Origin of the sequence: Brachybacterium tyrofermentans (assembly GCF_039526165.1) — a bacterium.
Taxonomy (GTDB): Bacteria; Actinomycetota; Actinomycetes; order Actinomycetales; family Dermabacteraceae; genus Brachybacterium; species Brachybacterium tyrofermentans.
The window spans coordinates 13,591-31,957 of record NZ_BAAAIR010000026.1 but is presented as its reverse complement, the minus strand read 5'-3'; the positions used below and the strand labels follow the sequence as shown (position 1 = coordinate 31,957).

14 protein-coding genes are annotated in these 18,367 nt (G+C 69.0%); 10 read left to right on the top strand and 4 right to left on the bottom strand.

Annotation, left to right across the window (positions count from 1 at the left end; genetic code table 11):
• Positions 1-45: 45 nt before the first annotated feature.
• Positions 46-2,610, bottom strand: coding sequence for a bifunctional metallophosphatase/5'-nucleotidase (locus ABD093_RS05395; protein ID WP_343922954.1), 2,565 nt, complete (start codon positions 2,608-2,610; stop codon positions 46-48).
• A gap of 714 nt (positions 2,611-3,324) precedes the next feature.
• Between ABD093_RS05395 and ABD093_RS05390 the strand changes: the two genes are divergently transcribed.
• Complete coding sequence (locus ABD093_RS05390; protein ID WP_343922952.1) at positions 3,325-4,776, top strand: NAD(P)/FAD-dependent oxidoreductase; 1,452 nt, start codon at positions 3,325-3,327, stop codon at positions 4,774-4,776.
• A gap of 81 nt (positions 4,777-4,857) precedes the next feature.
• Here ABD093_RS05390 and ABD093_RS05385 read toward each other — a convergent pair whose 3' ends face one another.
• From ABD093_RS05385 to ABD093_RS05375, 3 genes are all read right to left on the bottom strand, one after another.
• Positions 4,858-6,546: an FAD-dependent oxidoreductase gene (locus tag ABD093_RS05385; protein ID WP_343922950.1), complete on the bottom strand. Its 1,689-nt coding sequence runs from the start codon at positions 6,544-6,546 to the stop codon at positions 4,858-4,860.
• Between the two features lie 124 nt (positions 6,547-6,670).
• Complete coding sequence (locus ABD093_RS05380; RefSeq protein ID WP_343922948.1) at positions 6,671-7,675, bottom strand: LacI family DNA-binding transcriptional regulator; 1,005 nt, start codon at positions 7,673-7,675, stop codon at positions 6,671-6,673.
• Between the two features lie 120 nt (positions 7,676-7,795).
• A complete protein-coding gene (locus tag ABD093_RS05375; RefSeq protein WP_343922946.1) occupies positions 7,796-7,954 on the bottom strand; it encodes a hypothetical protein in 159 nt (52 codons plus the stop codon).
• On the opposite strand from ABD093_RS05375, the gene ABD093_RS05370 reads away from it, so the two are divergent.
• From ABD093_RS05370 to ABD093_RS05330, 9 genes are all read left to right on the top strand, one after another.
• A complete protein-coding gene (locus ABD093_RS05370; RefSeq protein WP_343922944.1) occupies positions 7,953-9,269 on the top strand; it encodes an ABC transporter substrate-binding protein in 1,317 nt (438 codons plus the stop codon). The genes ABD093_RS05375 and ABD093_RS05370 overlap by 2 nt on opposite strands.
• Before the next feature lie 133 nt (positions 9,270-9,402).
• On the top strand, positions 9,403-10,227 hold the full coding sequence (locus ABD093_RS05365; protein ID WP_343922942.1) for a carbohydrate ABC transporter permease: 825 nt from the start codon (positions 9,403-9,405) through the stop codon (positions 10,225-10,227).
• Entirely contained in the window at positions 10,224-11,138 is a 915-nt protein-coding gene (locus ABD093_RS05360; RefSeq protein WP_343922940.1) for a carbohydrate ABC transporter permease, read from the top strand. Before ABD093_RS05365 ends, ABD093_RS05360 begins: the two co-directional genes overlap by 4 nt.
• Before the next feature lie 339 nt (positions 11,139-11,477).
• Complete coding sequence (locus ABD093_RS05355) at positions 11,478-12,704, top strand: Gfo/Idh/MocA family protein (protein ID WP_343922938.1); 1,227 nt, start codon at positions 11,478-11,480, stop codon at positions 12,702-12,704.
• Positions 12,704-13,696 carry an ABC transporter permease gene (locus ABD093_RS05350; RefSeq protein WP_343922936.1) on the top strand — a complete coding sequence of 331 codons (993 nt, stop codon included), beginning with the start codon at positions 12,704-12,706 and terminating at the stop codon, positions 13,694-13,696. Before ABD093_RS05355 ends, ABD093_RS05350 begins: the two co-directional genes overlap by 1 nt.
• A 4-nt stretch (positions 13,697-13,700) precedes the next feature.
• A complete protein-coding gene (locus ABD093_RS05345) occupies positions 13,701-14,669 on the top strand; it encodes a carbohydrate ABC transporter permease (RefSeq protein ID WP_343922934.1) in 969 nt (322 codons plus the stop codon).
• Positions 14,666-15,364, top strand: a complete 699-nt coding sequence (locus ABD093_RS05340; protein ID WP_343922932.1) for a DUF624 domain-containing protein — start codon at positions 14,666-14,668, stop codon at positions 15,362-15,364. The genes ABD093_RS05345 and ABD093_RS05340 overlap by 4 nt, the downstream gene beginning before the upstream one ends.
• A 31-nt stretch (positions 15,365-15,395) precedes the next feature.
• Entirely contained in the window at positions 15,396-17,003 is a 1,608-nt protein-coding gene (locus ABD093_RS05335; protein WP_193118737.1) for a type 2 periplasmic-binding domain-containing protein, read from the top strand.
• Between the two features lie 248 nt (positions 17,004-17,251).
• Positions 17,252-18,364, top strand: coding sequence for an ROK family protein (locus ABD093_RS05330; RefSeq protein ID WP_343922929.1), 1,113 nt, complete (start codon positions 17,252-17,254; stop codon positions 18,362-18,364).
• Positions 18,365-18,367 lie beyond the last annotated feature (3 nt).

Genomic DNA, 18,367 nt, shown 5'->3' with positions numbered 1-18,367 from the left:
GGGCCGGGCCGGTGGGGCTCGGCCCCGTCGTCGTGCGGGGTTCGATCAGCGGCGGGTCAGGCGGCGCCGCAGCCCGAGAGCGCCGACGCCGGCCAGCGCGATGACGCCGATCGCGAGGGCGAACGGGGCCACCTCCGCGCCGGTGCGAGCGAGGTCCGACGGGCCGTCGGCCTGGACGTCCGTGGAGTCGGTGTCCGCCGCGTCGGTGCCGCTCGTGTCGGTGCCGGACGAGTCGGTGCCCGTGCTGTCGGTATCGGCCGTGTCGGCATCGGTCATGTCAGCGTCCGAGCCGCCGGTGGTCGGCGGCACGGTGGTGTCGTCGGACGCGTCGTCGGCCGCATCGTCGGCGTCGTCCGCCGGCGGTGTCGTCGCGTCGTCCGCCGGCGGTGTCGTCGCGTCGTCCGCGTCGTCGGCCGGCGGGGTGGTGTCCTCGCCCTCGTCGCCCGCGTCGCCCTCATCGCTCGGGGGCGTCGTCGTGTCGTCGCCGTCCTCGCCGCCATCGCTGGGCGGAGGCGTCTCGTCCTCGCCGCAGACCTCCGGGGCGCCGCCGGCGGACCAGGTGAAGGACGGCAGCTCATAGGTGATCGCCGTGCCCTCGTCCGGGACAGCGGTGATGGTCAGCGGCACCACGGTGCCCTCGGGCACGCACAGCCAGTCCGTGAGGGCGACGTCGCCGACGTAGCGGCCCTCGTCCTCGAGGTAGGCGTAGGGCGCCTCGAAGGTGCCGTGCTCGCCGGCATCCACGCTCACCGAGGTGATCTCGGGGGCACCGAGGCTGAGGGACTCCAGCCCGCCCAGTCGCAGCACCGGATCGGTGTCCACGCCGGCCTCGGAGTCGTACTCACCGCCGTCGAGGATCTGCAGGTCCAGCTGCTGCTGGGAGTAATCGGGGTCGAGGTTCTCGTGCGCGCCGAGGTAGTCGATGAAGGCGTCGCGGTCCAGCACGCCGGAATCGCTCACGTTCTGCGCCTCGGACAGCGCCCACATGTTGTCGCCGCCCTCGAAGAGGAAGCTCGCGGTGACGATCGTGTAGGTGGCGTCGGGGTCGATCGGCTCGTCGTTGATGCGGATGTCGACGATGTGGTCGTCCATCTCGCGGGTGCTGTCCATGACGTACTCGACGTTGTTGGAGACGTTGAAGGCAAGGAACTCACTGGTGGGCGCACCCTCGGCGTCGCGCTGCCACTGCTCCTCGAGCATCTGCTTGAACTGGGCGCCGGTGACCTCGCCGGAGTTCAGGGTGTTGCCGAAGGGCACCATCGTGTTGGCCTCGGCGTAGGTGACCACGCCGTCGCCCTCGGCGCCGGCCGCCTCGTTCCACAGCTCGGCGCGGATGCCGCCGGGGTTCATCCATCCGATGACCTCGTTCTCGCCGTCCAGGCCGGCGTCCTCGAGGTACCACTTCATGGAGTCCGCGAGCATGGTGCCGGCGGCGGAGTGGCGGGAGCGGTCATCGCCCTTGGTGGTCGCCTGGTCCGTGACCGGGGCGAGGGTCTGACGGATGCCGTTCTCGTCGTACTCGGCGACGGTGGAGCCCCACGAGGTGGTGATGTCGTCGGAGATCGTGCCGACCGGCTCGGCGCCGAGCACCTCGGCGTTGGCGATCGCGTCGGCAATGATCTGGGAGGCGGCGTCGTAGGTGGCGGTCCCGGCGCAGGCGTCGAGGTCGGCGTTCTCGGTGGCGATCAGCTCGGTGCCGCCCTCGACCACGTCCCAGTCCTCGTCGTCCCCGAGCGTGAGGGTCACGGAGCCGATGTTGGCGCCGCTGGAGCCGGTCTGCACGACGGGGCGCACCTCGCCGTCCTGGCCGGGCACCGGGGCGTCGAAGGCGTAGGTCTGGTGGGAGTCGCCGTTGAAGATCGCGTCGACCTCGGAGGATGTCTCCGTGACGATCTCGTCGAAGATCGGGTCGGAGTTGCTGGGTGCGGAGCCGGGCTCCCCGTTGCCGGAAGCGCCTTCGTGGTACGAGGCCACGAGGACGTCATACTCCTCGCCGGACTCGTTCAGCTCGTCGATGGCCTTGTTGACGCCCTCGACCGGGTTGCCGAAGGTGAGGCCCTCGATCGCCGAGGGGCTGACCTTGCCGAGGGTCTTGGTGGTGACGGCGCCGATCACGGCGACCTTGACGTCACCCGCCTCGACGATCGCGTAGGGCTCCAGGGCGTGGCTGCCATCGGCGTGGTACACGTTCGCGGCCAGGTCCGGGAAGTCGGTGCGCGGGGAGATGCGATCGGTCAGATCGTCCTGGCCCTTGTCGAACTCGTGGTTGCCGATCGCGCTCGCGTCCACGCCGAGGGCGTTGAGGAAGTCGATGGTGGGCTCGTCCCCGTCGACGGCTGAGGCGAAGGCGCTGCCACCCACGTTGTCCCCCGCTGAGAGCAGAGCAGAGTTCGGGTGCTGCGCCTGGGTGCTGGTGATCGTGCAGGCGAAGGCGTCGCCGGCCCCGAGGGCGCCGTGGAAGTCGTTGAAGGTCAGCAGATTGACCTCGTCACCGCTCTCAGCAGCGACAGCAGCACCGAGCGGGACGACGGCCGACGCGACGACGACGGCGGCGGCCCCGAGGCCCACGGACGCGCCGCGCGCGAGGCGGCGGACGGGGGGAACGAACATGAAGGTCTCCTGGGAGTGATGTGTGCGCACGCCGTGCGCCTGGGGATATCTCATCCCATGGATTTCGCAACACGCTCGGGGTTCCCCGTTCCGGTTTCGACTTGTCACCGCGCGTTTACCGATCCCTGTGACTCGCACCTCGTTCATGACTGCCGCAAGGGGACGCCTTGACTGTTCCATGACGATCGCTCGCGCCCAGCGGGGTGGGGATCGTCCGTTCCGACCGATGGAGTCGACCGAGCCGACGGGCCGAGTGACCGACGGGCCGACGGGTCGACGGGCCGACGGGTCGACGGCCGTCGGGCAGACCGTCTGACCGACGGACGGACGGAGGGGCCGACGGGCGGACGGGCGGAGGGGCGGAGGGGTCGACGGACCTGACGCAGTCCCGAGAGAGAGGCGGCGATCACGGAGCATCCGCCCTGAGTGCGCTTTCCTTGTGACGCACGACGTGAGAGCCGGGGGATACGGTTACGTGACGGTCCGCGAAGTGGGTAGCATCGGTGAGTACTTCGGACGACACGCCTCCTCGCGCACTCGTCTCTGGCCCCGGGCCCGACCGGTCGTCGAGCTCGCCTCCCCGGGTCGCACCCGGCATCGTCCGCAGCTCGTCGATCCTCCTCAACCTCCAGCCGACGCCGGCTCCCCTGTCCAGGGACGCCATCGGTGCCCCGCCGGGACGCCGACCACCGTCACTCCAAGGAGTCAGTTCCCATGGTCCTGCCGATGCCGTTCCTCTCCCGCCGACCCACCGTTCCCGCGAAGGACGGCGCGAGCTGGCCGCACGTGATCATCCTGGGCGGCGGGTTCGCCGGGGCGCACGCCGTGGGGGCCCTGCGCGATGCGCGGGTGCGCGTCACCCTGATCGACCGCAACGTCTACAAGACCTTTCAGCCGCTGCTCTACCAGGTGGCCACGGCGGGCCTAAACCCGGGCGACGTCACCATGTTCCTGCGCGGCCTCTCCCTGAAGGTCCCGAACATGCGGTACCGCCAGGGCGAGGTCGAGGGGGTGGACCCCGAGCGCAAGGTGGTCAAGCTCGACGAGGGCCAGAAGGGCATCCACGAGCTGTCCTACGACTACCTGATCGTGGCCAACGGCGCGACGACCACCTACTTCGGCACCCCCGGCGCCGAAGAGCACGCGATGCCGATGTACACCCGCAGCCAGGCCCTCGCGATCCGCGACCGCATCTTCTCCGAGCTCGAGCGCTCCAGCCGTGAGGACGTCCGCGGCCACGACAAGCTGCACGTGTGCATCGTCGGCGGCGGTCCGACGGGCGTGGAGATCGCCGGCGCCCTCGCGGACTTCCGCATGCAGGAGCTGGACATCCTCTATCCCGAGATGGACCCGGGGACCTTGCAGGTCACGGTGCTGCAGCGCGGCGACGAGCTCATCAAGGAGTTCAGCCCGAAGTACCGCGAGTACGCCGCCGAGGAGCTCAAGGACCGCGGTGTCACCCTGCGCCTGGGCCACGGTGTGAAGGAAGTCGGCTACGACCACGTGGTGCTCGACGACGACTCGATCCTCGAATCCGACATCACCATCTGGGCCGCCGGCGTCGCCATCCCCGATTCCGTCAAGGACTGGGGACTGCCGCAGGACACGCGCGGCCGCCTCTCGGTGGACGACTACCTGCAGGTCAAGGGCTATCCCGGGGTGTACGCCGCCGGGGACATCGCCGGTCAGGACGAGGCGCTCCCCCAGCTCGCCCAGCCCGCGATCCAGACGGGACAGGCCGCTGCGCGCTCCATCGCCGCAGAGGTCGCCGGCAAGCCCCGCCAGAAGTTCAAGTACACGGACCTCGGCACCATGGCCACCATCGGCCGTCACGCCGCGATCGCCGAGATCCCGGTTCTCGGCGGGCTCTCCGGCGCGATGGGCTGGGCCGCCTGGCTGGGCGTGCACATCACCAAGATGATCGGGCACCGCAACCAGCGCGCCGTCGCGATGAACCTGATCTCGCTGTACTCGGGTTCCCGAGCCACCCACCAGCCGAACCCCGTGGTGGGCGAGGTCAACTCGCTGCGCGCGGCCCGGATCTTCGAGGAGCAGGCCGCCAAGCGGAAGTTCGGCAAGGGTGCCTGCGCCGATGCCCTGGCCGACGAGGCAGCGGCCGAGGCCGCCCCCGGGGCCAGCAGCGTCCCGGGTCCGACGAAGGACTGATGCGCACGGGGCACGGACCTCGTGTCCGCTGCCCCGTTGCCCTGCAGGCGCGCCGCCCCGCTGCCGCACCGCCCCGCTGCGTCACCGCAGAGCCACGTCCGGCTCCGGCAGGCGCCGACGGATCGCCTCGGGCCACTCGAGGCGCACCCTCAGCTGGTCACGGAGCAGCGCCTGCAGCTCTGCGACCAGCTCCGCATCCGCGTGGACGGCGGCCGGGGCGACGCCGTGCCGACGGCAGATCTCGGCGAGGGCCCCGACCGCTTCACCGATGGACCATTCGACGGGATGGAGCCGGTAGGCGCCGTTGGTGATGTGGGTGGTGCCGATGTTCTTGTTGGCCGGGAGCAGGTTCGTGACGTCGGCCGGGATCAGTGCCCCCAGCGGGATCTGGAAGGGGAACGAGTCGATGTCGACGTAGGTGCGGGCCGACGTCGACGGGTGCAGGTCGATTCGGTAGTGCCCCGTCCCCACGGAATCCGCGAACTCTGCGGGGCCGGTGAACTCGCCGCGCATCTCCCGGCCGATGTGCTCCTCCGTCACGGTGAAGAGCGCTCGGATGCGGCGGGACTCGCGGATGTAGGGCTGGCGGGCGAGCCCGTCGGCGGTGCCGAGGACGTCTCCGCGCATCCGCAGCTCCGGGTATCCCCGCCCGCCTCCGGTGCGCGGCGCGTCCGTCTGCAGCCAGTGGACGAAGGACAGGGTCAGCTGGCGCGCCTCGTGCTCGGCGCGCGCTCTCCCCTCCGCGTCGACGCCCAGCAGCGGGAGATCCCAGAAGTCGATCTGGGGCCAGTTGACCAGGCTGATCTCCCCGCCCGGGGTACCGGGTTCGAGGACCTCGCGGGAGCGCACCCGGCGGTAGTGCCACATGCCGCGGCCGTCCTGGACCCCCTCGTCGCCGACGGGATCCTTCAGGAAGACCGGGCGATGGCGCACCTCGAGCGTGATCGGGTGGACGTCGTCGAAGGAGAGCTGCGGGCCGGGCCAGAAGTCGGGGACGACGGTGGCGTACCGCTCGTACAGCTCGGGTCGGGGCACCTGATCCTGATTCCCCGGTGCCCATTCGAGCGCACAGCACCAGGTGATCGCCTGCTGGTCCAGCGGGTCCGCCCGCTCGGGAGCGTGGAGTTCGCCGTGCTCGCTGCGGGCTTCCGCGCCGATCACATGGTCGACCCCTCCGAGCTCGAGCAGATCACCGAGCTCGGTGGCGTCGACGATCAACGGAGCACTCAGAATCGTCTCCGCACCCGTCCGGAGATCGTGCACGACCACGGAGCGGATCCGGTCCCCGTCACGCTCCACCGCGACGGGCTCATGCTCGCGCAACCAGGTGATCTGCCCGCTGGACAGCAGCGGGGAGAGCATCTGCTCGAGCACCAGCGCACCGACGCGGGGCTCGTGGCAGAGCCTGGACACGAAGCCCTTCCCGGGGTTCAGGTGAAGATCGGCGCGGGCGCTCTGTGTGAGCGGGAAGTTCTGCCGATAGTGCTCCCGGACCGCCTCCCGGAACTCGGCGTAGCTCGCCGAGTTCGGGTGGGACTCCACCCACGCCGATTCATCCGGTGGAACGCCCTGCACCGTGAGCTGGCCGCCGAGCCACGGATCCACCTCCGTGAGGATCACGCGATGGCCGAGCCGCGCAGCGGTGAGAGCGGCCGCGACCCCTCCGAGCCCGCCACCGATCACGACGAGATCGGCCGTCAGCTCTCGCTGCGCGGGTGATGGCGCTGGTGCGGGTTCTGGTGCTGGTGCGGCCCTGTCGGGAGTGGTCATCGGGACGTCCTGTCCAGTAGAAGGTGGTGGCGGGGCCGTGTTGAGGCGGGGCGCATGCGGTCAGCTGCACTCGGGGTCACGGCTTCTCTCGATCACAGGTGCATACGGTCGCAGGTGCGTTCAGTCAGGGGCGGAGGGGAGCGATCGTTCCGAGGTGGTGCGGCGCGCACTGCACCGTCTCGTGATGCCCGAGCGGGAGCTTGCCGTCGAGGATCGCGGCGAGGAGCGAGACGCTGCGCATGCCGACCTGGCGCTTCGGGATGACCAGGTGGGACCAGCTCGCGGAGCGCCCGCTGCGCAACGGGGTGTCGAGGCAGGCGGCGGAGAAGTCCTCCGGGATGCGCAGACCGGCGCGGACGACGATCTGCTCGACCTTCTCCGCGAGAACGGGGTTCTCGGTGACGATCGCCGTGATGCCGGCGTCCTTCCACCCCAGGAGGGCGGCCTCGTCGAGCTCGGACTCCGTGAGGACCGCGGTGATGTCGCTGCGGGTCGAGCTCTGGAAGGCGCTGCGGCGGGACAGCGAGGGCAACCGGGAGTCCTCCCCCTGGATGTACCCGAGACCGTGATGCCCGGCCTGGCGGAGGTCGGCGACGATCGTCGTCACCGCACTGTCGTAGTCGACCTCGACCCAGGCGGCGTCGGGCACGGGATCGTAGCGACCCACGCTGACGACCGGGTAGCCCTCCGCGGTCAGCCGAGCCAGCTCGTCGTCATCCCGGTACATCCCGAGGATGACCGAGCCATCGGCTCGCTGGAGGCGGCTCGCGCCACCCGCGTAGATGCTGCGCCGGCCGTCGGCCCCCTGCGCCGAGGAGAACAGGACGAGATCCTGACCGTGATCCGCGGCCGCCATCTCGATCCCGACGAGGAACTCGTGGAAGTACTCGTCAGGTCGCGCAGGAAAGATCGGCTCATAGGTGAACACCCCGACGAGACCGCTGCGACCGCCTCGCAGCGAACGAGCCGCGGCGTCAGGCACATAACCGAGCCCCTCCATCGCGGCGCGGATCCGGTCCTGGGTGGTGGTCGAGATCCCACCCTCGGACGCGCGACCGCTGACGACGAGGGACACCGACGCCTGCGAGACCCCAGCAGCCTTCGCGATATCCCGCTGACGTACTCGCATGATGCCTCTTCTCGTATTAGCAAACTGCGCAGACCGTAGTCGACCGACACCACGGAACTCAAGGGTCGGCGACCTTTCCGCACCCTTGACCTGCAGACCTGAGGGACTCTATGCTCCCGATCAGTTGCTGATACGTAACAGTACATTATCGGTGGCGGTCTGCAGGATCGGCTCGGCCCCGGCCGAGAAGCGTCTCGCCGGCACCGCGAACGGCCCGAGGTCCGCCCTCCATGCATCGATCCCTGTTGTCACAGTCGACACCGAGAAGAGGAACCCCATGCACCACCTCAACAGACGTACCGCACTGACCGCTTCGGCCGTCCTGATCGGCGCTCCCTCGCTCCTCTCCGCCTGTGGTGGAGGCGGCTCCTCGAACGGCGGGGATCCCGACGGCGACCTCGTCATCTGGTTCCCCGGGGTGAACCCCGCCGAACAGACCTTCGTCAACGAGGTGCTCATCCCGGCCTATACGGAGGCGTCCGGCCGCGGTGCGACCGCGACCTTCATCGACTGGCCCGACATGTCCACACGGCTCAACGCCGGCTTCTCGGCGGGAACCGGCCCCGACATCTACGGCCACGGGCCCGCGGCCGTCGCGGACCTCGTCGGCTTCGGCCGTGTCGAGCCCCTGGACAGCTACCTCGAGGAGCTCGACCCGTCGGACGTCGAGGATCTGCAGGCCGGCCTCGACGGTGGCGTCGTCGACGAGGTGCACTACATGTTCCCGATCGCCGCCACCGGCCGACAGGTCATCTACAACGCCGCCCACTTCACCGAGGTGGGCCTGGATCCGGATAAGCCGCCGACGACCTTCGAGGGCCTGAAGGAGGCCGCGGACGCCCTCGCGGTCCGCGACGGCGACGACCTCAACCGGGCCGGGATCGTCTTCAACACGGAGATCGCGGCCCTCCAGCAGGCCTTCTCGAGCATGCTCTGGGCCCACGGCGGGGAGATGTTCAGCGAGGACACCACGTCCGTGCTCTTCAACTCCCCCGAGGGCGTCGCGGCGCTCGAGTGGTACGTCAGCCTCTATCAGGGCGACTCCCCCGTGGACAACGGGCTCGGCGGGACCTGGAACGACCTCCCGCCCGCGCAGTCGCCGCTCATCACCGAGGACACGTCGATGACCTTCGTCGACCCCGCGACGGCCACGCAGATCATGGCCGCCGCGCCGGAGCTCGACCTGCGCATCATGGACGCCCTGTCGTTCGAGGGGTTCGAGCCGGCGGCGTTCGGCGGCGCCGCCACCGGGTTGATGATCAACCCCGACAGCGCCCGCAAGGACGCGGCCTGGGAGTTCTTCACCGTCTTCGCCGGCCCGGAGCTCAGCAGCCAGTACGCCGAGGAGGTCGGCAATGTGCCGGTGCGCGCCTCGGCGATCGACACCGAGTACGTGAAGAGTTCACCGGCCATCGCCTCGGCGGTGGAGAACTACGACGCCTTCCGGCCGAACCCGAACGTCGCGGGCTGGACCCAGATGCGTGACACGCTCGGGAAATATCTTGAGCAGGCCCTGAACGGCCAGGTCAGCCCTGCCGAGGCGCTGGACACGGCCGCGGCAGAGGTCGAGACGATCCTCGCCAAGAACAGCTGACCCCATGTCCAGCGCAACTGCCCCACAGCGTTCGGACGCGCAGCCGCACGCGGCTGGGGCGCCCGGCGCCGGCCTTCCAGCACGGCGACGCAGGTCCCTGCACTCCGCCCGGGCTCGAGCCGGGATGCTCTTCGTGGCCCCGGCCGCCCTCTATGTGCTGATCTTCCAGCTCGCGCCGGTGGCCTACGGCTTCGTGCTGAGCTTCACCGAGTACAGCCCGCTCCAGCGCGGGGCGCCGACGTTCATCGGGCTCGAGAACTATCTCGGACTGCTGGGGGATGCCGACTTCAAGAACGCGCTCTGGGTGACGGTGCGCTACACCCTGCAGGTCCTGCCGGTCACTGTGGCGATCGCCCTCGTCCTGGCGATGCTGGCGAACCGTCCCTTCCGCGGCGTCGGCCTCTTCCGCACCGCGCTGTACGTGCCGCACATCGTCTCGCTGACCGCCGTCAGCATGATCTGGCTGTGGATGTACTCCCAGAACGGCCTGTTCAACGAGCTGCTGGGCATGATCGACCTCGGCCCCCAGCGCTGGCTGAACGAGCCCGACTCGGCGCTGAACGGCGTCTCGGTGATGCGCGTCTGGAAAGCGCTCGGGAGCAACATGGTGCTGCTCCTGGCCGGCCTGCAGACGATCCCCAAGGACCTCTATGAGCAGGCGAGCATCGATGGTGCGCGCCGCTGGCAGCAGTTCCGCCACGTCACCCTGCCCGGCCTGCGCCCGATGCTCGTCTACGTCGTCGCGATGGACATCATCTACCTGTCCCAGAGCTTCGCCGAGATCTTCGTCCTCACCTCGGGCGGGCCCCTCAGCTCCACGACCACCGTGAACTATCTGATCTACACCGAGGCCTTCGACTACAGCCGCATGGGCTCCGCCTCGGCGATGGCCTTCGTGCTCTTCGCGTTCATCGCCGGGCTCACGCTGATCGCCCTCCGAGCAGGGAGGGAACGATGAGCGCCGCCACCGACTCTCGATCCTCACGACCCGCACGACGGTTCCCCATGACCCGCACCCGCCGCGCCGGGCTCGTGAACATCGTGCTCCTGCTTATCGTGACCGCGCTGGTGCTGTTCCCCTTCCTGTGGATGATCAGCCTGGCGTTCACCCCTGCTGAGGCCGCCTTCCGCGACGTGAAGATCTGGCCGGACAACCCCACCTGGAGCAACTTCCTCACCGCACTGTCCGTGGGGAATCTGGGCCGGGCGTTCGCGAACTCAGCGATCGTCGCGATCGTCGCGGTGATCTCGAACTGCGTCATCACGGTGGCGGCGGGCTACGCCTTCGCACATCTGCCCTTCCGAGGCAGCAACCTGATCTTCTATGTCCTGATCGCGACCGCGGCCATCCCCGTCGCAGTCACCCTCATCCCGCTGTTCCTGATGGTCGCCAACTTCCCTCTGGCCGGCGGGAACGATCTCCTGGGGCGCGGGGGTAGCGGCCTCGCAGACTCCCTCGGCGGACTCGCGATCCCCTACCTGGTCGGCACGATGAGCATCTTCCTCGTCCGCCAGTTCTTCACGGGCATGAGCCCGGATCTCGCAGAGGCCGCACGGCTCGATGGCGCCAGCGAGTTCCGGGTGTTCTGGAACATCTACATGCCGCTGTCGAAGCCGATCATCGCCGTCGTCGCGATCTTCTCCTTCACCGGCGTCTGGGACGACCTCCTGTGGCCGCTGGTCGTGTCGTCATCGCCGAAGAGCCAGACGGTCCAGCTCGCCCTGACCGGGTTCAGCCAGAGCGGGAACATCCAGTACGCACCGTTGATGGCGGCGACGATCCTCGTGACCATCCCGGTGCTGCTGGTGTTCCTGTTCAACCAGCGCCACTTCATCTCGGGTCTGTCGGAAGGCGCCGTGAAGGGCTGATCCACCACCTCCGTCGCCAGCGACGGCGCAGGGCGCTCACCGCGAGGTGGGCGCCCTGCGTCGAGCTGCCCGGGAAGGGCGCCGAGGACCACTCCCGAGAGGACCCTCGTTTCCCGCGAGCGCCCTCGTTCATCTCCGCGAGGAACGGCGTTCACAAGCGTGAGGAATCGCGTTCACGACCCTGGGGGATCGGATTCTGGTCCGGGAGATCGAGTTCGCAGCCGGGGGTTGACAGGGGTCACACGTCGGCCCTAGGTTCTGGCTACGTCCTTACGTAACCTCTTCTCATCTCCACTCCGAGCAGCGCCATTCCCGCTCGGAAGCTTAGGTGTCCAGGCCATGAACACTGCCCAAATAGCCACGAAACAGCTGAGAGTCGGCCTCGTCGGCTCCGGCCAGCGTGCCGCCTCCTACTTCCGTAACATCCCGACAGATATGGCGGGTTCCGTCGACCTGTCGGCGATCTCCGATCCGGATCATGAGCGTCGTGAGGCCTTCGCCGGTCTGTTCGACGCGCAGCCCGACTTCCATGACGACGGCGTGGAGATGCTGCACGATCGCCACCTCGACGCCGTGGTCATCGCCTCCCCGAACGACCAGCACGTGCCGTACGCGGTCGAGGCGATGCGGCAGGGGCTTCCGCTGATGCTCGAGAAGCCGGTCGCGACCACCGTGGAGGGGCTCTCCGCGCTCTGGTCCGCGGAACAGGCACGAACCGCGTCCCGCACCGTCGTCGGATTCGTGCTGCGCTACACGCGCTTCTACGAACGTGTGCGGGAGATCGTCCGCTCCGGCCGGCTGGGCGAGATCCTCTCGGTCCAGGCCGACGAGAACCTCGGCACCGGGCTGACGCTCATGCAGTACCAGGGCTGGCGACAGGACGTCGGGCATTCCGGCGGCTGGATGCTCGAGAAGTGCTGCCATGACCTCGACGTCCTGGGATACGTCCTGGGCAGCCGCCCCGTGCGTGTCCACTCCATGGCCTCCGCCCTCGCGTTCCGGCCCCGCCCGGAGACCGAGCAGCTTCCACGATTCCGCCCGGCGGCCGGACCCGGCGAGCTCGACTTCGGGGACGAGGCGACGAAGGACGCTCTGCGCTCGAGCACTCAGCACTCCCCCTATTCCCCGTCAGGCCTCCCTGATCGCCAGGTTGCGACCTTGGAGTTCGACACTGGCACGCTCGCCACCTTCACCTCCGTGATGGCGCAGCCGCGCTCCACCCGTCGGCTGCGGATCTTCGGGACCGAGGGTCTGCTGGAGGGCGACCTGAGCGCCCGCACCCTCGACCTGTCCTTCCCGGACCCCGCCGGTGGAGCCGGGTCCACACAGGAGCACGAGAGCGTGCAGATCGGCGCGAGCGGGCACCACGGAGGCGACGAGATCCTCGGTGAGCTGTTCTGGCGTCTCGCCGCCGGGGAGGACCAGACCCCGCGGGCCGGTCTCGCCGAGGGCATCGACGCGGTGCTGTGCGCGATGGCCCTGCAGGACTCGGCCCGCACCGGAATGCCGGTGGAGCTCGCGGATCTGCGCCACACGGTCTTCGGCGCCTCGGAACCGGTCGCCTGATGTCCTGGGCGACCCCGTCGGCCACGCGTACGTCGACCGCGTCCCCGCCGGCCGACCAGCCCGCGGCGTCGTTCCCGCAGCCGTCGCGCCGGCGCCGGCTGCGTCGGCGCGTGGTCGCGAGCTGGCAGCTGTATCTGCTCGCCGCCCCCGCTCTGATCTTCTTCCTGATCTTCAACTACGTCCCGATGTACGGGGTGCAGATCGCGTTCAAGGACTTCATCGCGAGCAAGGGGATCTCGGGTAGTCCCTGGAGCGGATTCGAGAATTTCGAGCGATTCTTCGGCTCGTTCTACTTCTGGCGCCTGTTGAAGAACACGCTGGTGCTGAGCGTCTACCAGATGCTCCTCTTCCCGCTGCCGATCATTCTGGCGCTCGCGCTCAACGAGCTGAAGAGCAAATTCTTCAAGCGGTTCACCCAGACCCTCACCTACGCACCGCACTTCGTCTCCACGGTCGTGGTGGTCGGCATGCTGTTCGCCTTCCTGGATCCCAACACCGGGCTGCTGAACCATCTGCTCGAGCTGGTCGGGCTCGATCCGATCCAGTTCATGCAGGATCCAGCCTGGTTCCGTCACCTCTACGTGTGGTCCGGGGTGTGGCAGTCGCTGGGGTGGAGCACGATCATCTACCTCGCCGCACTGGCCGGCGTGAACCCCGAGCTGCACCAGGCGGCGGAGGTCGACGGCGCGAACCGCCTGCAGCGGATCCGGCACGTGAACATCCCCGCGATCATGCCCACGGTGGTCATCCTGTTCATCCTCGACTTCGGCAGCTTCATGTCCGTCGGCTTCGAGAAGGTGCTGCTGATGACCAACAACCTCAACGCCGAGACGGCCGACGTCATCCAGACCTTCGTCTACGAGACGGGTCTGATCCAGGGCCAGTACAGCTACGCAGCTGCCGTCGGGCTCTTCGACTCGGTCATCAACATCATCCTGCTGATCACCGTGAATCAGCTGGCCCGCAAGTTCTCCGAGAACAGTCTGTGGTGACCCCATGAGCACGACGACCCAGCTGCGCCCCGGCGGCGCACCGTCCGACGACTCCCTCAACGGGTCTCCTGTCGAGCACCGCGCCGTAGGCAGCCGCGACGATCAGTGGTTCGACCGCTTCAACGTAGCGTTCGTGCTGTTCGTGGTGCTGGTGATCGGCTATCCCCTGTGGTTCGTGGTGATCGCCTCGATCAGCGACCCCCACGCCGTGCAGACCGGGAAGGTCTGGCTGTGGCCCGTGGACGTGACGTTCGACGGCTACCGCCGGGTGTTCGGGCAGGCGGCGATCTGGATCGGCTACCGCAACTCGATCGTCTACACCCTGGTGGGCGTGGCGGTGCATCTGGGCCTGATCCTGCCGTGCGCCTATGCCCTGTCGCGGAAGCACATGGCGGGGCGCACCGGCGTGACCTGGTACATCCTGTTCACGATGCTGTTCTCCGGCGGCATCATCCCCACCTATCTGCTGGTCAAGGATCTCGCCCTGCTGGACACCATGTGGGCCGTGATCCTGCCCGGTGCCGCCGGCGCCTGGTCGATCCTGGTGGCGCGGGCCTTCTTCACCCAGACGGTGCCCGAGGAGATCGGCGAGGCCGCCAAGGTCGACGGGGCGAGCGACGTGCAGACCTTCTTCCGCATCGCGCTGCCGCTGTCGGCCCCGATCATCGTCACCCTCGCCCTGTTCCACGGGGTGGGGCTGTGGAACGAGTACTTCAAGGCGCTCATCTATCTCTCGGACCGCGACAAGTTCCCGCTCCAGCTGATCCTGCGCGAGCTCCTGGTGGTCTCCGAGGACCCGTCCGCAGGCGGCGGGGGCGGCGGCGATGCCGGCTCGATCGTGGATCAGGTGCGCCTGGCGTCCCTGATCAAGTACGCGGTGATGATCGTGGCCTCCCTGCCGCTGCTGATCATCTACCCGTTCCTCCAGCGGTTCTTCACACAGGGCGTGCTGATCGGGTCGGTGAAGGGATGAGCGCCTCCCGAACCCTGGCCGGCCTGGACGCCCTGGTCCATCGCGCCGTGCAGCTGGTGTGGCTGAACCTGTGGTGGAGCATGCTGACGCTGCTGGGCGGAATCGTGCTCGGCATCGGGCCCGCGAGCGTCGGCGCCCACGCGGTGGCGAGCGCCTGGGCCCGCGGCGACCAGGACGTCGACGTGCCCCGCACCATGTGGGCGCATTGGCGATCCCACTGGGGCCGGTCCGCCGGGTTAGGCCTGCTGGCCATCGCTCTCGCGGCGTCGCTCGCGATGACGTGGTGGATGTCCCGGGGGGTCCCACCGATCCCGTCGGCCGTCACCCAGGGGATCGTGCTGCTCACCGCGCTCCTGCTGGCCGTGACGCTCCCCTACCTCCCGTGGGTCCTCGAGCAGATCGAGCCGGGCGCCCGCCCTCGGGTCTCCGTCATCGTCGCCTCGGCGCTCGCCCACGCGCTGAGCCGGCCCGTGCTGAGCATCGCCCTGGTCGCTGCCTGGGTCGGGTGGCCAACGCTGCTGATCGTCTCGGGCTGGCCCGGCCTGCTCCCCGTCGTCGGCGCCGGCGTCCCGTTCGCCGTCTCCGCGTGGTGCCTGCACCGCGCGCTCCCCCACCCTTCCACCGCCCAGCCCGTGTCCGTGTCCGCCGACGGCTCACCCGCCCCACGACCTCACGCCCCGGCCACCCGGCCGTGACGAATCCCCTGCACGATCTCGAGAGGAAATCATGACCCGTTCACCGTTCACCCGCCGTACCGTCCTCGCGTCCTCCGCCGTCCTCGCCTCCTCCACCGCTCTGGCGGCGTGCGGCGGCGGGGGTGACGAGGGCGGGGACACCGCCGAGAAGATCGAGAACCCCGACGAGAACATCAATCCCGAGGGCCTGCCGATCGTCGAGGAGGAGATCACGATCTCCTTCATGTCCCGTCGGTCCAACGCTTCGGCGGAGGACTGGAACGAGGTCGCCGCGGCGCAGACGACGCAGGAGCTCACCAACATCGAGGTCGACTGGGGCCTGGTCAATGAGGAAGCAGCTATCGAGCGTCGCAATCTCCTTCTGACCAGCGGCGACTACCCCGAGGTCTTCTACCGCACGGGGGTTCCCAGCGGCGACATCGCGAAGTACGGAGAGCAGGGCACGTTCATCCCGCTCAACGATCTGATCGAGAAGTACATGCCCAACCTGACGGCGCGGATGGAGGAGTACCCCGCGCTCCGCACCGGCCTCACCTTCCCCGACGGGAACATCTACTCCCTGCCGGGCATCTACGACCCCACAAGCCTCGGTCTGCGCTACCAGACGAAGTTCTGGATCCGCCAGGACTGGCTGGACCAGTTCGGCATGGCGACCCCGGAGACGCTCGAGGAGTACCAGGCCTACCTCGAGGAGGTCGCTGCGAGCATCGAGGGCTCGATCCCGCTCGGCGGCCAGGACATGGGCTCCATCCTGACGAGTCTGTACGGGACGTTCGGCCTCGCGAACCACGGCAACGATGCCGGCCTCATCGACCTCGACGCGGACGGCAAGGTGCGCTACTTCCCGGCCAGCGAGGAGTACCGCGACCTGTTGTCCTTCCTGGCCGGCCTCTACAGCAAGGGTCTCCTGCAGCAGGACATCTTCGCCACCGACGCCGCGGCGTTCAGCGCGAACGGGACCGAGGGGCTGCTGGGCTCCTGCGGGGTGCAGACCCCGTCGGGCTACTTCGGGAAGGAGGGCGACAACTACGTCGCGCTCAAGCCATTGGTGCGCAACGCCGGCGACGAGCCGGCCTGGCACGCCGTGCGGTCGGAGCTCTCCTCGATCGGCAACTTCGTGATGACGGACAAGTCCGAGCACCCCATCGAGATCGCCCGCTGGATGGACTTCTGGTTCGGTGAGGAGGGCGCCAAGCTGTTCTTCCTGGGCGTCGAGGGCGAGAGCTATGAGGAGGTCGACGGGCGTGACGAGCTGATCCCGGAGCTCCTGGAGGACAAGACGGTCGACGAGGCCCTGAAGCCGTACGTCCTGTACCTCGGGGGCTGGTACCCGGGCTGGGCCACGGACGACTGGTTCCGCGGCGTCGAGACCTCGGAGCAGTCCACCGAGGGATCCAAGGTCGTGGAGCCGTACGCCCTGAAGGAGGTGTGGCCCGCGTTCACCTTCACCGCAGAGGAGTCGCAGCAGATCACCACGATCGGCAACGACATCTCGAAGTACGCCGAGGAATCCCTCGCCGCGTTCGTCACGGGTGACCGGTCGCTGGACGAATGGGACGACCACGTGGCCACCTTCGAGCAGATCGGTTTGGCAGATTTCGTCGCGGCGCACCAGACCGCCTACGAGCGCCGTTCCTGAGGCCACCTCCGTCGTCGTGCCCGGCAGGCCAGGACTGCCGGGCACGACGGCCGACGACTCGACGCCCCAGGGCACGACGTCAGTGGGCAGAGCGTCCAGGGACCCAACGGGTACCGTGAACGACCTGAGGGCCGCGGACCGGACGGACCGCCGCAGTCCGGACATCGAGCCCCACCGCCGCTCCTGCGAGACCTCCGTTCCTGCTCTTCCGACCGCCCCGTCCGCGATCGATCTCAGAAAGTCCTTCCATGACGACGAGCCCTTCGGGCGCCGGCACCTCCGGCGCCGACACCACCCTGGTGCGACGGTGGAACCGCAGCACGGTTCTCGCCGCCCTGCGCACGGGTCCCGAGAGGACGCTCACGGAGATGGCCCAGGCGACCGGGCTGTCCCGGCAGACCCTCACCGCCGTGTTCACGGAGCTCGACGACCGGGGCCTGGTCCAGGTGCACGCACCGGCCACCGGGACATCGGGCCGCCCCGCCCGCCGGTACAGCTTCCAGTCCACCGCCGGCTACGTGCTGGGCCTCTACTTCTCCCCCACGCAGGTGCTCGCCCTGGTCACCGACCTCGACGGCACCATCATCGCCCGCGAGCACGCCGCGACGCCGCGTGATCTCCCTGCCCCGGACAGGCTGCGGAGGGCGCGCGAGATCTCGCTGCGGGCCACCGCGTCCGCCGGAGACGTCTGGGCGGTCGGGGTCGCCACCACCGGCGTCGTCGACCCCCAGGGCACCGTGCGCAGGGCGAGCCAGATCCCCGGGTGGACCGGGCTCGATCTCGCGGGCACGATCGGGTCGTGGTTCCACAGCGCCGCGGTCGCCGGGAACGACGGCACCCTCGCCGCGCTCGGCGAGAAGTGGCAGGGCGCCGCGCGGTACGCGAACGATGTCGCACTGATCCTGTCGGGTCGCCCCACCGGACAGGGCATTCTGCTGGGAGGACGCGCCCACCACGGCAGATCGGGCGCCGCCGCCGAGCTGGGCCGGCTCCTGCACGACCAGACCTGGAACGCCGCCGCCGTGCTCGAGGAGGCCGGCCGCAGCGCTGAGGAGGTGTTCCGCGCCGCTGCCGAGGGGGAGCAGGAGGCCTCCGAGCTGGCCGATCACCTCGCCCACCACACAGCCCGCGGCGCCTCCGTGCTCGTCTCGGTGCTGGACCCCGAGCTCGTGGTGATCGCCGGCGAGTTCACCGCCGGTGGGCAGCCCTTCGTCGACGCCACCCGGCAGCACCTGAGCACGATGTGCATCAATGTCCCCGAGGTGGCCCTGTCGGTGCTCGGCGACGACGTCGTCCCCCTCGGAGCAGCCCGGCTCGCCCTCGACCACCTCGAGGAAAGGGAGTACGTCCTGGACGCGTGACGG

Bases quoted from the DNA above. Each gene is read 5' to 3' on its own strand.
- ABD093_RS05395 (WP_343922954.1), bottom strand. From the start codon at position 2,610: ATGTTCGTTCCCCCCGTCCGCCGCCTCGCGCGCGGCGCGTCCGTGGGC.
- ABD093_RS05390 (WP_343922952.1), top strand. From the start codon at position 3,325: ATGGTCCTGCCGATGCCGTTCCTCTCCCGCCGACCCACCGTTCCCGCG.
- ABD093_RS05385 (WP_343922950.1), bottom strand. From the start codon at position 6,546: ATGACCACTCCCGACAGGGCCGCACCAGCACCAGAACCCGCACCAGCG.
- ABD093_RS05380 (WP_343922948.1), bottom strand. From the start codon at position 7,675: ATGCGAGTACGTCAGCGGGATATCGCGAAGGCTGCTGGGGTCTCGCAG.
- ABD093_RS05370 (WP_343922944.1), top strand. From the start codon at position 7,953: ATGCACCACCTCAACAGACGTACCGCACTGACCGCTTCGGCCGTCCTG.
- ABD093_RS05375 (WP_343922946.1), bottom strand. From the start codon at position 7,954: ATGGGGTTCCTCTTCTCGGTGTCGACTGTGACAACAGGGATCGATGCA.
- ABD093_RS05360 (WP_343922940.1), top strand. From the start codon at position 10,224: ATGAGCGCCGCCACCGACTCTCGATCCTCACGACCCGCACGACGGTTC.
- ABD093_RS05355 (WP_343922938.1), top strand. From the start codon at position 11,478: ATGAACACTGCCCAAATAGCCACGAAACAGCTGAGAGTCGGCCTCGTC.
- ABD093_RS05350 (WP_343922936.1), top strand. From the start codon at position 12,704: ATGTCCTGGGCGACCCCGTCGGCCACGCGTACGTCGACCGCGTCCCCG.
- ABD093_RS05345 (WP_343922934.1), top strand. From the start codon at position 13,701: ATGAGCACGACGACCCAGCTGCGCCCCGGCGGCGCACCGTCCGACGAC.
- ABD093_RS05340 (WP_343922932.1), top strand. From the start codon at position 14,666: ATGAGCGCCTCCCGAACCCTGGCCGGCCTGGACGCCCTGGTCCATCGC.
- ABD093_RS05335 (WP_193118737.1), top strand. From the start codon at position 15,396: ATGACCCGTTCACCGTTCACCCGCCGTACCGTCCTCGCGTCCTCCGCC.
- ABD093_RS05330 (WP_343922929.1), top strand. From the start codon at position 17,252: ATGACGACGAGCCCTTCGGGCGCCGGCACCTCCGGCGCCGACACCACC.